Raw genomic sequence first — 14125 nt, 5'->3', positions numbered from 1 at the left:
CCCCGGGCGGCGATTCGTTGCATCCGGGATGGCGACGCTTTCCCGGCCTAGACCCAGCCGCCGTCCACAATGAAGTTCTGTGCGGTACACATCGCCGACACATCAGAAGCCAGGAACAGCGCCATATTGGCGATATGTTCCGGCTCCACACTGCCCGGCAGGCACTGGCTGCGGGCGATCAACTCCCGGGCCGCGTCATCCACCCACATCGCCAGTTGTTTCTCTGTCATCACCCAGCCCGGCACCAGCGTATTGACCCTGATACGGCTGGGCCCAAGCTCCCGCGCCAGGGCCCGGGTCATGCCGTGGGCGGCCGCTTTGCTGGCGGCGTATACCGGGTAGCCGCTGGAAGCCATCATCCAGCCGATGGAGCCCAGGTTGATGATCGACCCGCCGCCGGCGGCCTTCATCATCGGCACCACCGCCCGGGCCGCGAAAAACCCGTGCTTCAGGTTGACCGAAATCAGTTGGTCGAACCGCTCCGAGTCGATTTCATCCAGGGTGTGCCGAACGTCATTGGCGGCATTGTTCACCAGCACGTCGATCGGCCCAAGGCTCTGCGCCAGGCACGCTATCGCGGCCTTGTACGCGATCTCGTCGGTGATATCGCAATGGGCGAATTCGACGGCATGGCCCTCGGCCGACAATATCGCCGCCAATCGGTCGCCCTGCCCTTGCGCCCGGTCCACGAAGGCTACCTTGGCCCCCTGGCGTGCGAAGGCACGCACCATGGCCTCGCCTATCCCGGAAGCACCGCCGGAGATCAGCACGGTTTTATCCCGCAGGTCCGGGTACATCGCCTGCGCGCCGGGCTGTTTTTCAGTGTTCATGGGGCAGTCACTCCGCTGTATTTAGTCTTATTTTATATTGCATGTTTTGCGATATTGGCTATAAATCAGCCCTGCATCTGAATAAATAGTAGAACTATTTAATTAACAACAATAAAGGTAGCTCAGTCATGCGGCAATCCCGATTCCTGCTTACCGGCCTTGGCCTCTCCCTGGCGGTGGCCAGCCTGGGCGCTCAGGCGGCTGGCTTGTCCAGCGAACACAAACCCTTCGGCAAAACCAATGACGGCACCGCCGTCGAGCAGTATGTATTGCGTAACAGCCATGGCGTACAAGCCACGGTCATCACCTATGGCGCGGTCTTGCAGTCGCTGAAAGTACCCGACAAACACGGCCAGTTCGCCGACGTGGTGCTGGGCTTCGATGACGTCCAGGGCTACCAGGCCGGTACTGCGTTCTTCGGCGCGACCATCGGCCGTTTTGGCAACCGCCTGGACAAGGGCAGCTTTGAACTGGACGGCAAACGCTATCAAGTGCCCCTCAACGACGGGCCGAACTCGCTGCACGGCGGCCCGCAAGGTTTCGACAAGCATGTGTGGAAAGCCGAGCCGGTCAAGCAGGACGATTCGGTGGGCGTGACCCTGAGCTACCTGTCCAAGGACGGCGAGATGGGTTTTCCCGGCAACCTGAAAGTCGATGTCACCTATAGCCTCAACGACAAGAACGAACTGCACATCGACTACAAAGCCACCACCGACAAACCCACGGTGCTCAACCTCACCAACCACAGTTACTTCAACCTCGCCGGCGCCGGCAGCGGTGATGTGCTCAAGCAGGTCGCCACCCTGCATGCCAGCCATTACACCCCGGTCAACAGCACCCTGATTCCCACCGGCGAACTGGCCCCGGTCGCCGGTACGCCGATGGACTTTCTCAAGCCCACTGCCATCGGCCAGCACATCAAGGACGATCATCCCCAGCTGAAATTCGCCGAACCTAAACAAGGTGGCTTTGACTTCAACTGGGTGCTGGATGCCAAGGGTGATATCGGCAAACTGGCCGCCGACGTTCGTGACCCGCAGTCCGGTCGCCGCTTGCAGCTGTATACCAGCGAGCCTGGCGTGCAGTTCTATACCGGCAACTTCCTCGACGGGACGATCAAGGGCAAGGGTGGCGCGCCTTACGCCCACTGGAGTGCGTTCACCCTGGAAACCCAGCATTTTCCCGACGGCCCCAACCAGCCGAGCTTCCCCTCTACCCGTCTCGATCCTGGCCAGACCTACACGCAGAATACCGTGCTGAAATTCTCTGCTGACTAAACCTGTGGGAGCTGTCGAGCTTTGGCGAGGCTGCGATGACGTCGGCACTATCAATATCCAAGGTGCCTGACCCACCGCTATCACAGCCTCGCTGAAGCTCGACAGCTCCCACAGTACCGGCGTTAGCAGGGCTGCCGGGAAACGTCAGCGGCCATCAGTTCCACAAACCGATCTTTTCCAGCTCCTGCTTGAAGTTCTCGCGGGTGATCAGCGTCACCTCATCCATCGCCGTGTACTTCGGCGGCTCCTTACCCGTAGTGACCCACTCGAACATCATGCTCGCGGTGTTGTAGCCCTCGATATGCGGGCTGGGCAGCATCGAGCCGAAGAAGCCGCTGTTGGCTTTCTTCAATTCGCCAATGGCATCGGTGCCGTTGATGCCGATGCCGATGACATTCGCCGCCGCAAACCCGGCGCTTTCGGTGGCGCGCACGCCGCCAAGCACGGTGTTGTCATTCATGCCGCCGATGATCAGGTTTTTCGCGCCGCCGGGAAGCTTGACCAGCGCCGAGTTGGTGGCGTCCATGCTGCCGGGGACGTCGAGGGTCTTGAGGGCTGCGTACAGGATGTGGTCATCCGGAATACCCGCAGCCTTCAGGGATTTGACCGAGCCATCAGTGCGCTTTTTACCGGTATCGAGTTCGTTGTAGGTATTGATCACCGCATAGGTGTCCTTCCAGTCCCAGCCACGTTTTTTCGCTTCAGTGGCCATGGCACTGCCCTGCTTCTCGCCCACTTCAAACGCGGCCATGCCCAGGTAAGGCACGTCTTCCATGAAGTTGCCCTTGGCGTCCACAAAACGGTCATCCACGGCGATCACTTTCAAGCCGTTGGCTTTGGCCTTGGCCATGATCGCCGGGCCGAGGGACACGTCCGGCGGGCAAATCACAAAACCCTTGGCACCATTAGCGGCCAGGCTGTCGATGGCCGAGAGGGTTTTCTCGCCGTCGGGCACGGCGATCTTGATCACCTCGAAGCCCTTGTCCTTGCCGGCCTTTTCGGCGAAGGCCCATTCGGTCTGGAACCAGGGCTCTTCCGCCTGCTTGACCAGAAAGCCGATCTTCACCGGCTCGGCCGCCAGCAACAGGCTGCTCAGGCCGACGGCGGACACCGCCACAGCGGCGCAGCACAGGGAACGGATACCACGACGACGATTCATAGGGTGACTCCTTGTTGTTGTTTTTGAGTGCGTTAAACAGCCTGTTGGTTATCCTGCAAAGCGGTGGCAGACTTTCCCCGGCACATCGACCTCAATGGCCAGCACCGCACCGTCCAGCGGGTGATCCAGCGGGCTGGCGGCACTGGTGATGTACAAGGTCTTGAGGTCGGGGCCTGCGAACACGCAACTGGTGGGACGGCTGACCGGCAATTCGATGACCCGGTCAACTTCACCGTCCGGCGTCAGCCGCAGCAGGCAGCTGCCGTCCCAGCGCGCGTTCCAGATATAGCCTTCGGCGTCCATGGCGGAGCCGTCCGGGCCACCCCGGGAGTGAGGCCCGAACCAGACTTGCGCAGGTGCGAGCTGGCCCTGTTCAGTCATCGGGTATCGATAGAGCGTGCCGTCCAGGCTGTCGCCGAAATGCACGTGGGTGGCGGCGTCGTTCCACAGCAAGGTGTTGGGAATCCCTAGGCCTTGCAGCAACGGCGTGACCTGCCCGTCGGTATCGACCCGGAACAGGCCGCCGGAACGTCGCAGCACCGGCAAGTCTTCACCGTGCTCGCCGATGTTGTTCTGCATGGTGCCCAGCCACAGCCGGCCCTGGGCATCGCAGCGGGCTTCGTTGGCACGGTTGCCCGGTTGCGGATCGGCGACGCAGAGCAAGGTCAGGCGCGGATCGCTTGGCGCCGAATCGAGGTCGAGGCGATACACGCCGCTGCTCAGGGTCACCAGTGCATCGCCGCTGGCGCACGGGATAAACGCCGAGGCCGGCTCAGGCAATTGCCAGGTGTGCAATTGCCCGCCCTGCAGGCGCAAGGCCTGCTGGCCGATGATGTCCACCCAATACAAGGCCTGGCCCGGTACATCCCAGAACGGCCCTTCGCCCAGCCGAGCCCGGTGCGGTGTGACTGCGGTCCACGACATGAAACCTCCTGCTTTCTTGTTGTTTTCAGGTGGTACCGGTTACAGCGCGTCGCGCGACGGCTGCCCATCTACCAGACGCTGAATGCGCAACGGGTTGGCATTCTTCAGCGCGTCGGGGAGCAGGCTATCAGGGTAATTCTGAAAGCACACAGGTCGCAGGAAACGCTCGATCGCCAGGGTGCCCACGGAAGTGCCACGGGCATCCGAAGTCGCCGGATACGGCCCGCCGTGGACCATCGCGTCACACACCTCGACGCCCGTGGGGTAGCCGTTGAGCAGGATGCGGCCAACCTTTTGCTCCAGCAGCGGCGTCAACTCGCCGAACTGGGTGAAATCCGCCGGCTCGCCAATGATCGTCGCGGTCAATTGGCCGTGCAGGCCGTGCAACGCCGCAGCGAGTTGGGCCTGGTCGGCGACTTCCACGAACACCGTGGTGGGGCCGAACACTTCCTCCTGCAACACTTCATCGCCGTTGATCAGCAGGCTGGCGTCCGCTTTGAACAGCTGTGGCTGCGCCTGATTGCCGGTTTGCGTCTGGCCCGCCAGGTGCTCGATGCCAGGATGGGCCAGCAGCGTGTGCAGGCCTTTGCCGTAGCTGTTCAAGGTGCCGGCATTGAGCATGGTTTGCGCGGGCTGGCCGCCGATCAGTTGGGCGACCTGTTGGGTGAAGCCTGTGAACGCTGGCGAGGCAATCCCGATCACCAGCCCCGGGTTCGTGCAGAACTGGCCGCACCCCTGCACCACCGAGGCGACCAGGTCGCGGGCGATGGTGTCTGCCCGGGTTTGCAGGGCCTGGGGCAAGACGATCACCGGGTTGATGCTGGACATCTCGGCGAACACCGGGATCGGTTGCGGGCGTGCCGCCGCCATATCGCACAAGGCCCGGCCGCCCTTGAGCGAGCCGGTGAAACCCACGGCCTGGATCGCCGGGTGCTTGACCAGCGCTTCCCCCACACCGCCGCCGAAGATCATGTTGAACACGCCGCCGGGCATACCTGTGCGCTCGGCCGCCCGCATGATCGCATCGGCGACCCGCTCGGCGGTGGCCATGTGGCCGCTGTGGGCCTTGAACACCACCGGGCAACCGGCCGCCAGCGCGGCGGCGGTGTCGCCACCGGCAGTGGAAAAGGCCAGGGGGAAATTGCTCGCCCCAAACACCGCGACCGGCCCCAGGCCGATGCGGTATTGGCGCAGATCCGGGCGCGGCAAGGGCTGACGATCCGGCAGCGCCTGGTCGATCCGCGCGCCGTAGAAATCACCGCGCCGCAGTACCTTGGCGAACAACCGCATCTGGCCGCTGGTACGACCGCGCTCACCCTGGATACGCCCGGCGGGCAACGCCGTTTCGCGGCAGACCAGGGCGACAAAGTCATCGCCCAGGGCGTCCAGTTCATCGGCTATCGCCTCCAGGAACGACGCACGATGCTGCGCGCTCAGGCTGCGATAAGCCGGGTAAGCCTGAGCGGCGGCGTTGGCCGCGGCGTCGACCTCCTGCGCGGTGGCCTGGTAGAAATCAAAGGGCAATGCCTCGCCACTGGTGGCGTCGATGCTCTGCAGGGTGATGCTGCCGGCAGCGCTGCGCTGGCCGCCGATGTAGTTGTGGCCACAAATCCGGGTCATGCCTGTCTCCTTCAAAGGGTGCCTATGCCGCCAGGTGCCACGCCGCTGTTGGCCACGGCAATGCCGTTGATCAATGGCGCGCCGAATTCGGCCTGGCTGATTTCGAACACATCGCCTGGCTGGGTACGAATGCCGTCGGCAAACGACAAGGTGGCGGTGCCGAAGAAATGGATATGCACGTCACCTGGGCGCAGGAACTGGGTGTATTTGAAATGGTGGTATTCAAGGTTTTCGAGGCTGTGGCACATGTTGGCTTCGCCACTGAGGAATTCGTGCTGCCACAACACCTCGCCATTGCGCACGATACGGCTGGTGCCCGCCAGGTGCCGGGGCAGTTCACCTAGGCGCAACTCGGGACCGTAGCTGCAACTGCGCAGCTTGGAGTGGGCCAGGTACAGGTAATTCTTGCGCTCCATCACGTGGTCGGAAAACTCGTTGCCCACCGCGTAGCCCAGGCGATACGGCTTGCCGTCGTGACCAATCACATACAGCCCGGCGATTTCCGGCTCTTCGCCGGCGTCTTCGGCAAACGCTGGCCACGGGAATGGCTGGCCCGGACGCACCACGATGCTGCCGTCGCCCTTGTAGAACCATTCCGGCTGCACACCGGCCTGGCCAGAAGCCGGTTTGCCGCCCTCCACGCCCCATTTGAAGATGCGCATGCTGTCGGTCATCGCGCTTTCGTCACTGGCGTTCTGGTGCATCTTGTCCCGCGCCGACGCACTGCCCAGGTGGGTCAGGCCGGTACCGCTGACCAGCGTGTGGGCCGGGTCCGGGTGATCCAGCGGTGGCAAGATCTTCTGCGCGGCCAGCAGTCTGGCGTAGTCGTGGCTCTCGGCCAGGCCGAGGTGGTCTATGTGCTGTTGCAAGGTGACGCCAGCCTCGATGGCGGCGAGTGCCAGGTCGCGTACCGTGCGGGCGGCCCGCACCTCGCGTACCTGATCGCCGTCGACCACGCCCACTCGGCGTTCGCCGTTGTTCAATTCAAACTGCACTAACCCCATGAGTGTTCTCCTGATTGCCAATTAAGTACGCGTGGCGCCACGGGCGCTGGCGGCGAACTGGTCGGGCGGCAGCACGTGCCTGCGCTCCAGCAACCGATAGACCACCCCGGTCAACACCACCCCGAACAGCATCACGCACGCCAGGAAGTACAAGCCCGACGCAAGGTTTCCGGTGTACTCCTTGAGGGCGCCGATCACGAACGGCCCGATGTAGCCGCCGAGGTTGCCCACCGAGTTGATCAAGGCGATGCCCGCCGCTGCACTCGCGCCGGCAAAGAAACGTCCCGGCAAGGTCCAGAACACCGCCGTGCAAGAAAACAGCGCAAACGCCACCAGGCACAGCGCTGCCAGTTGCCACAGCGGCACTGTCAGCCAGGCGCTGAGGAACAGGCCGATGGCGCCTAACACGTAGAGCACGGCGAGATGACCGTAGCGATCATTCAGGCGATCGGAACTGCGCGGGACGATCAGCAAACCGATGATCCCGAAGATGTAGGGCACTGCCGACACAAACCCGGTGGTCAGGTCGCTGCCGCCAAACTGCTTGATCAAGGTCGGCAGCCACAGGCCCAGCCCATAAATGCTCAAGGTCACCGGCAAGTAGAACAGCGCCAGCAGCAGCACGCGTTTGTCCTTCAGCGCATGCAGCGGGTTGCCGTGCCGGGTCTGGCCGTAGGCTTGCAGGTCTTTGGCCAGCTCGCCGGTGAGCCAGGCCTTCTCCGCCTGGTCCATCCATTTCACCTGTTGCGGCCCATCCGGCAGGTAGCGCAGCACCGGCCAGGTCAGCAGGATCGCTGGGGTGCCGATGACGATGAACAACCACTGCCAGCCGTGCAGGCCGAGTATCCCGTCCATGCCGAGCAAGCCGCCCGCCACGGGGCCGGTGATCATCATGGCGATGGGTTGGGACAGGATGAACAGCCCGAGGATCTTGCCGCGGTGCCTCACCGGGAACCATTGGGTGATGTAGTAGAGGACACCCGGGAAGAACCCGGCTTCGGCGGCGCCCAGCAGAAAGCGCATCACATAGAAACTGTGGGGGCCCTGGACGAATGCCATGCCGATGGTAATCGCGCCCCAGGTCACCATGATTCGTGCGAACCAGCGCCGCGCGCCGAAACGGTCGAGCATCAGGTTGCTGGGGATTTCCAGCAGGAAGTAGCCAATAAAGAACAGCCCTGCTCCCAGCCCATACGCCGCATCTCCGATGCCGACATCCGCGCCCATGTGCAATTTGGCGAAGCCCACGGCCGAGCGATCCACGTAGGCAATCAGGTACAGCAAGATCAGGAAGGGAATCAGTTTCAGCGTGATGCGACGTATCAGCCGCTGTTCCTGGCTCATGTGAGCGGTCTCCGATTGTTATTTTTATAGAGCGTTTCGGGTTGCCTCTCGCGGAAAACCGCCAGGGCCAGGCCTCGTTGAATCGGACTATATAGTAATACTATTTAATCAACAACACTTCCAAACACCCGAATTTACGCCTATGTTAGGCCGAGAATGGATCTATATAGTCTTACAATAAGAGAGTCAGCCATGTCCGAGAAAAAGCCCGTCCTGCGCTCCGCCAGCTGGTTTGGTACCGCCGATAAAAACGGCTTCATGTACCGCAGCTGGATGAAAAACCAGGGGATTGCCGATCATCAGTTCCACGGCAAACCGATCATCGGGATCTGCAATACCTGGTCGGAGCTGACGCCCTGCAACGCGCACTTCCGCCAGATTGCCGAGCATGTGAAACGCGGCGTGATCGAAGCCGGTGGCTTTCCGGTGGAATTTCCGGTGTTCTCCAACGGCGAATCGAACCTGCGCCCCACAGCGATGCTCACCCGTAACCTGGCCAGCATGGACGTGGAGGAAGCCATTCGCGGCAACCCCATCGACGGCGTGGTGCTGCTGACCGGCTGTGACAAGACCACCCCGGCGCTGCTGATGGGCGCCGCCAGTTGCGACGTGCCGGCGATCGTCGTCACCGGCGGGCCGATGCTCAACGGCAAGCACAAGGGCCAGGACATCGGCTCGGGCACCGTGGTGTGGCAGCTCAGCGAACAGGTCAAGGCGGGCACCATTACCCTCGACGATTTCCTCGCGGCCGAAGGCGGCATGTCCCGCTCGGCGGGCACCTGCAACACCATGGGCACCGCCTCGACCATGGCCTGCATGGCCGAAGCACTCGGCACTTCCCTGCCCCACAACGCGGCGATTCCCGCGGTGGATGCGCGGCGTTATGTACTGGCGCACATGTCCGGCATGCGTGCGGTGGAGATGGTGCGTGAAGACCTGAAGCTGTCGAAGATCCTGACCAAGGAGGCTTTCGAAAACGCGATTCGCGTCAACGCAGCCATCGGCGGCTCGACCAACGCGGTGATTCACCTGAAAGCCATCGCCGGACGCATCGGCGTCGAGCTCGACCTGGACGACTGGACCCGCATGGGCCGTGGCATGCCGACCATCGTCGACCTGCAGCCGTCCGGGCGCTTCCTGATGGAGGAGTTCTACTACGCTGGCGGCCTGCCGGCGGTGCTGCGCCGCCTCGGTGAGGCCAACCTGATCCCGCACCCGAATGCCTTGACCGTCAACGGCAAGTCCCTCGGCGAAAACACCCGGGAAGCGCCGATCTACGGCCAGGACGAAGTGATCCGCACCCTCGACAACCCGATCCGCGCCGACGGCGGCATTTGTGTGCTGCGTGGCAACCTCGCGCCACTGGGTGCAGTCCTCAAGCCCTCGGCTGCCAGTGCCGAACTGATGCAGCATCGCGGGCGTGCCGTGGTGTTCGAGAACTTCGACATGTACAAGGCACGGATCAACGACCCGGAACTGGACGTGGATGCCAACTCGATCCTGGTGATGAAAAACTGCGGGCCCAAGGGTTATCCGGGCATGGCGGAAGTCGGCAACATGGGCTTGCCGGCCAAACTGCTGGCCCAGGGCGTGACCGACATGGTGCGGATTTCCGATGCGCGCATGAGCGGCACGGCCTACGGCACCGTGGTGTTGCACGTGGCCCCGGAAGCGGCGGCCGGCGGCCCGTTGGCGACGGTCAAGGAAGGCGACTGGATCGAACTCGATTGCGCCAATGGCCGCCTGCACCTGGACATCCCGGACGCCGAACTGGCGGCCCGCATGGCCGACCTTGCGCCGCCCGAGCAACTGATTGTCGGGGGTTACCGGCAGCTGTACATCGACCACGTATTACAGGCAGACCAGGGCTGCGACTTCGACTTCCTGGTGGGCTGCCGTGGCGCCGAAGTGCCGCGTCATTCCCACTAATTGGGACGGGAGCAATGTTATGATGCCGCGTATTTCGCCAGAGTAGCCTCCCTGTTATGGATCAGCAGCCGACCAAGCCGCGCAAGAGCATGCACGCCCAAATCGTCCAGGACTTGGGCATGCACATCGTTTCCGGGCGCTTCAAGCCGGAAGAACGGTTGCCCATGGAGGCCACCTTGTGCGAGGAGTACAAGGTCAGCCGCTCGGTATTGCGTGAGGCGACCCGAGTGCTCAGCGCCAAGGGCCTGGTGATTTCCAAGCCCAAGGTCGGCGCCGTGGTGCGCCCACGGGTGCAGTGGCACCTGCTGGACCCGGACGTACTGACCTGGCTGATGCAGTCGACACCCCACAGCGAGTTTTTCAACACCCTGGCCGGTGTGCGCCGGATCCTCGAGCCGGAAATCGCCGCCATGGCTGCGACCACCGCCACCGACGCCGACATCGCCACCATCGAAAAAGCCTACCTCGGCATGGAAACCGCCAATACCCACGAAACGTTGCTGCAGGCCGACCTGGACTTCCACCGGGCGATTGCCGATGCGACCCGCAACGACTTGCTGGCCTACATGTGCAACATGCTGTCGCTGCCACTTCGCGAGTCCATCAACATCACCAATCGTCGCCCCGACATCCAGGGCCTCAGCCTGCCCCGGCACAAAGCGATCCTCACCGCGATCAAGAACCGTGACGCCCTCGGCGCGCGGCATGCCTCCCTGGTGCAACTGGACGATACCCGGGTGGCGCTGGACACCGTGATGAACGTGCTGACGCCGCTGTAGCGCCAGGCAACCCACCGTCAAGTCGAGGCCGCCCTTGGATTACTTCGCTGCGTTAACCGCCTTTGTCGAAGCCGCCGAGGGCAATAACTTCTCCCGTGCCGCCGACCGGCTTGGCATCAAGGCTTCCACGGTTTCACGCTACGTGAAGGACCTTGAACAGGACCTCGGCATCGCCTTGTTCAACCGCTCTACCCGTACGCTGCACCTGACCGAGGGTGGCCAGACATTCCTGACGCACGCACGCCGGGTGCTGGACGAGCTGGAACAAGCCAAAGCGGCCACCTCCGCGCTGAACGAACAACCACGGGGCGTGCTCAAGCTCAACCTGCCGCCCGCCTTTGCCCGTCACCATGTCCTTCCCACCTTGAATGCCTTCCTGGCCCGCTACCCGCAGATCAAGCTGGAACTGGTGCTGGACGACAGCCACGTCAACCTGATTCATGCCGGCGCGGACCTGGCGATCCGCATTGGCACCCTGGCGGATTCCACGTTGAAGGCACGCAAGATCTGCGATGAGCGCTACCGGCTGGTGGCCAGCCCGGCGTTTTGCCGGGAGTATCCGGCGCCGGTCAACCCTGCCGACCTGGCTGCCATGCCGGCGATTCTGGGGGCGGCTGACAGCGCATTTGCCAACGGGCATGAGGTGTCACCGCTGCTGCATAAAGACAGCATCCGGATCAACGACCTGGACGCACAATTGATCGCCGCACAACAAGGGCTGGGATTTGCCTTGCTGCCCGACTGGCTGGTGGCCAAACCCATTGAAACCGGCGAGTTGCTGGTGTGGTTGCCTGAGCGGGATATCCGCATCGCAGGCCGTGAATCGGCGGTGTGGTTCGTCTATCCACCCAAGCGCATCGTGTCCTCCAAAGTGCGGTGCTTCATCGACTTTATCGTCGAGCAACTGGGCGAAACACCGCACTGGAAGCATTTCAACTGAAGCGGATATCCAGCGACCGCAGATAGGTTTGCAGCCCCGCATCCTGGATCGGAATCAGGAAGGCTTCCGTGTCGGACTCATTGAAGTGGGCATGCCAGTAACCTGGCGGCGTCACGAACGCCAGGCCCGGCGACCAGTCGACCCGCACCGGGTTGCGGATCTGCCCATCGGCGTCCAGTTCGGTGCCCACCAGCGAATAGCAGCCCTTGGGGCAATCAATGATGAAATCCAGCGCAATCGACTGGTGTCGGTGGGGCTTCTGAATCGACCCCGGCGGCAGGATGCCGTACATCGCCCACAGCACATGGGTCACGGTGCGAGTCTGCGGGAAGTTGCGATTGCCCAGCAGGATGCTGATACGGCTACGGTCCTGGGCGCGGGGATCATCGGCCGCTTCGCGCAGTTTTGCGTTGGCCAGCTCCGCGGGATACAGCGTCGGCACGAAGCGATCGGCACTGCGGATCACGCCCAGGTAACGCAACAGCGGCTCATCGTGGACGTAATACAGGCGCGCATCCTCTGATGCGCTGAACCGCGCTTGCTGCAGACCTGGCAGCGCAATGAAGCAGCCTTTGGTCCAGTCGATGCGGTGCGCGCCCTGAACCACACTGCCCTGCCCGGCGATGACATAAAACACCTGTGAGGTGGCGTTGGGGTGCAGTTCCAGCGTATCGCCGGCGTTCAGGCGAATGAAGTTCGCACACAGCCCCGGACCGGTGGCCGGACCTTCGCAACCCAAGGCATCGCTGAGGTCCAGCGGCACTACCCGAGAGGGCCCACTGTCGTACAGCGAGGCCGGGAAGCTGTGATAGGGAATGCGCGTGATCAGGTTGGCGCTGATGGGATTGGCGGCCTTGCTGTATTCAAAGTATTCGGCATCGAGCAGGTGCTGCGGTTGGGTATCGGCCACGTCAGGCTTGAATTCGCTATTCATTATGATCACCTCAATCTACGACTGGATTTCGCAACGGCCCGTAGGACGTTGCGACGGTGAGAGAACTATAGGCACTGTACGGCAGTGGATTAATCCCCCTGGTCGCACAGCAATTGTGCGACCAGGGGCAGGTAAATTGTTAAAAGTAGTACTTGGCGACCAACTCATACTCATCCTGCCCCGTATAGTCGCCTTGCTTGTTCCTGGCCATATCGAACTTCCTCTCCAGGCCAATCGCCAAAGTGTCATGCAAGGTGATCAGGGCAAAACCGGCCACCGAGTAGCCGCTGCGCCCTGAGCTGTTCTTGTCCGAGAACAGGTTGATCCCGCCATACGCCTTGAAGAATCCCAGCTCGCCCATTTCCGGAAACGAATAGCTGCTGTAAGACTCCAGTGCCTTAGCCTCGCGATAACCACTGGCGGTGGGCGCTGATGCATTCAGGTTGCGGTACTCGCCGTAAACCACCGCGTGATACCAGGGCGCATTGGTGTAGGTCACCCCCGACAACCAGCCTTCGACATTCGGGTGCCGGGTGTTGAGTTGAGCGTGGCCGTCCAGTGAACGCTCGCTCATTTCGGTGTAGCCGTAGGCCAGGCGCAATGACCAATGATCCGCCGGGCGCCAGACAGTACCCACCTGGTACAGCGCATTGCGGGAGCTGTCGACGAATTTGCCGGCGCCCACGCTGCTGGGGTTGACGGAGTTGTGTACCGGGCCGGTGCCCAGGCCATACATCACGCCAAATTCGAAATCGTCGCTTCTTACCCGGTAATACAGGGTTTTGTTCGGCCGGGAGAAGCCCAGCAACTGGTTGCCGCCATACCCATTGAACGTGCCCTGCCCTTTAGTGCCGTAGCCCAAATACCAGTCGGTGATCGAACCCACCATGTCGAAGGTCAGGGACTTTTGCTGACCGTAGCTCAGTTGCCCCCAGCGCGCATTGCGCACGAACACATACTGGAAACGCTTGGTCTGGGCGGCGGTGCCGTCGTAGTAGAACGGGTCGTAGGCCCATTCCTGACGCATGCCCACGGCCCACTGCGAGTCGAGCTGGTGGGTGTAGATCATGTTGATGCGGTGGCCGATGCTGCCGGTGTGACGGCCCTGGATGTAGACCTTGTCGTTTGACGCGAAAATGCCCTGGGCGTGCAGCTCCAACCGATCGCTGTCGGTCTTGATCAGATCGATGGCCATGGCTGGCTGCACGCTGCACAGCGCCAGGAAGCACGCCAGGATAAAACGATGACGCACGCAAAAGCCTTGTCCAGTTGGACGAACAGAGAAATTCATCGGTGAAAGCTCCCGCTGCGCCACCAGGCAATGGCGCAGACGTTCAAGAGGTAGGTGACGCTAAAGCCTGGATATTTTTATTTTTATGGGGTGT

12 protein-coding genes are annotated in these 14125 nt (G+C 62.2%); 4 read left to right on the top strand and 8 right to left on the bottom strand.

The annotated features are described in order from the left end of the window. Positions 1–47: 47 nt before the first annotated feature. A complete protein-coding gene (locus ACW9I6_RS00930; protein ID WP_003217767.1) occupies positions 48–830 on the bottom strand; it encodes an SDR family NAD(P)-dependent oxidoreductase in 783 nt (260 codons plus the stop codon). A 128-nt stretch (positions 831–958) separates the two neighbouring features. Between ACW9I6_RS00930 and ACW9I6_RS00925 the strand changes: the two genes are divergently transcribed. Next, positions 959–2107 (top strand): aldose epimerase family protein, encoded by a 1149-nt coding sequence (locus ACW9I6_RS00925; RefSeq protein ID WP_457338710.1) that lies wholly within the window; start codon positions 959–961, stop codon positions 2105–2107. A gap of 154 nt (positions 2108–2261) precedes the next feature. On the opposite strand, the gene ACW9I6_RS00920 is transcribed toward ACW9I6_RS00925, so the two are convergent. From ACW9I6_RS00920 to ACW9I6_RS00900, 5 genes are read right to left on the bottom strand one after another with little or no spacing between them, the layout of a single operon-like run. After that, a complete protein-coding gene (locus ACW9I6_RS00920) occupies positions 2262–3266 on the bottom strand; it encodes a substrate-binding domain-containing protein (RefSeq protein WP_003217769.1) in 1005 nt (334 codons plus the stop codon). Between the two features lie 48 nt (positions 3267–3314). Continuing rightward, on the bottom strand, positions 3315–4190 hold the full coding sequence (locus ACW9I6_RS00915; protein WP_457338709.1) for an SMP-30/gluconolactonase/LRE family protein: 876 nt from the start codon (positions 4188–4190) through the stop codon (positions 3315–3317). Positions 4191–4229: 39 nt separating this feature from the next. Then, entirely contained in the window at positions 4230–5810 is a 1581-nt protein-coding gene (locus ACW9I6_RS00910) for an aldehyde dehydrogenase (NADP(+)) (RefSeq protein WP_177069324.1), read from the bottom strand. A gap of 11 nt (positions 5811–5821) precedes the next feature. Continuing rightward, positions 5822–6814 (bottom strand): AraD1 family protein, encoded by a 993-nt coding sequence (araD1, locus tag ACW9I6_RS00905; RefSeq protein ID WP_177022803.1) that lies wholly within the window; start codon positions 6812–6814, stop codon positions 5822–5824. Positions 6815–6835: 21 nt separating this feature from the next. Beyond that, on the bottom strand, positions 6836–8158 hold the full coding sequence (locus ACW9I6_RS00900; RefSeq protein WP_087693837.1) for an MFS transporter: 1323 nt from the start codon (positions 8156–8158) through the stop codon (positions 6836–6838). Between the two features lie 192 nt (positions 8159–8350). On the opposite strand from ACW9I6_RS00900, the gene ACW9I6_RS00895 reads away from it, so the two are divergent. Genes ACW9I6_RS00895 through ACW9I6_RS00885 form a run of 3 tightly spaced genes read left to right on the top strand, consistent with a single transcriptional unit; the run spans position 8351 to position 11806 of the window. Further along, entirely contained in the window at positions 8351–10087 is a 1737-nt protein-coding gene (locus ACW9I6_RS00895; protein ID WP_008433338.1) for an IlvD/Edd family dehydratase, read from the top strand. Between the two features lie 56 nt (positions 10088–10143). Continuing rightward, complete coding sequence (locus tag ACW9I6_RS00890; RefSeq protein WP_003217775.1) at positions 10144–10866, top strand: FadR/GntR family transcriptional regulator; 723 nt, start codon at positions 10144–10146, stop codon at positions 10864–10866. Positions 10867–10900: 34 nt separating this feature from the next. After that, the gene (locus ACW9I6_RS00885; protein ID WP_457338708.1) at positions 10901–11806 is read left to right on the top strand and encodes a LysR family transcriptional regulator; all 906 of its coding nucleotides are present in this window, start codon (positions 10901–10903) and stop codon (positions 11804–11806) included. Here the strand turns inward: ACW9I6_RS00885 and ACW9I6_RS00880 are convergent. Both ACW9I6_RS00880 and ACW9I6_RS00875 read right to left on the bottom strand, forming a co-directional pair. Then, entirely contained in the window at positions 11799–12740 is a 942-nt protein-coding gene (locus ACW9I6_RS00880; protein ID WP_008433330.1) for a cupin domain-containing protein, read from the bottom strand. The genes ACW9I6_RS00885 and ACW9I6_RS00880 overlap by 8 nt on opposite strands. A 139-nt stretch (positions 12741–12879) precedes the next feature. Then, the gene (locus tag ACW9I6_RS00875; protein WP_102369092.1) at positions 12880–13992 is read right to left on the bottom strand and encodes a porin; all 1113 of its coding nucleotides are present in this window, start codon (positions 13990–13992) and stop codon (positions 12880–12882) included. Positions 13993–14125: the final 133 nt, after the last annotated feature.

The sequence above is a fragment of the Pseudomonas sp. SDO5522_S412 genome (assembly GCF_054071215.1).
This window is presented reverse-complemented; position numbering and strand designations above follow the sequence as displayed.

Bases quoted from the DNA above. Each gene is read 5' to 3' on its own strand.
- ACW9I6_RS00930 (WP_003217767.1), bottom strand. From the start codon at position 830: ATGAACACTGAAAAACAGCCCGGCGCGCAGGCGATGTACCCGGACCTG.
- ACW9I6_RS00925 (WP_457338710.1), top strand. From the start codon at position 959: ATGCGGCAATCCCGATTCCTGCTTACCGGCCTTGGCCTCTCCCTGGCG.
- ACW9I6_RS00920 (WP_003217769.1), bottom strand. From the start codon at position 3,266: ATGAATCGTCGTCGTGGTATCCGTTCCCTGTGCTGCGCCGCTGTGGCG.
- ACW9I6_RS00915 (WP_457338709.1), bottom strand. From the start codon at position 4,190: ATGTCGTGGACCGCAGTCACACCGCACCGGGCTCGGCTGGGCGAAGGG.
- ACW9I6_RS00910 (WP_177069324.1), bottom strand. From the start codon at position 5,810: ATGACCCGGATTTGTGGCCACAACTACATCGGCGGCCAGCGCAGCGCT.
- araD1 (WP_177022803.1), bottom strand. From the start codon at position 6,814: ATGGGGTTAGTGCAGTTTGAATTGAACAACGGCGAACGCCGAGTGGGC.
- ACW9I6_RS00900 (WP_087693837.1), bottom strand. From the start codon at position 8,158: ATGAGCCAGGAACAGCGGCTGATACGTCGCATCACGCTGAAACTGATT.
- ACW9I6_RS00895 (WP_008433338.1), top strand. From the start codon at position 8,351: ATGTCCGAGAAAAAGCCCGTCCTGCGCTCCGCCAGCTGGTTTGGTACC.
- ACW9I6_RS00890 (WP_003217775.1), top strand. From the start codon at position 10,144: ATGGATCAGCAGCCGACCAAGCCGCGCAAGAGCATGCACGCCCAAATC.
- ACW9I6_RS00880 (WP_008433330.1), bottom strand. From the start codon at position 12,740: ATGAATAGCGAATTCAAGCCTGACGTGGCCGATACCCAACCGCAGCAC.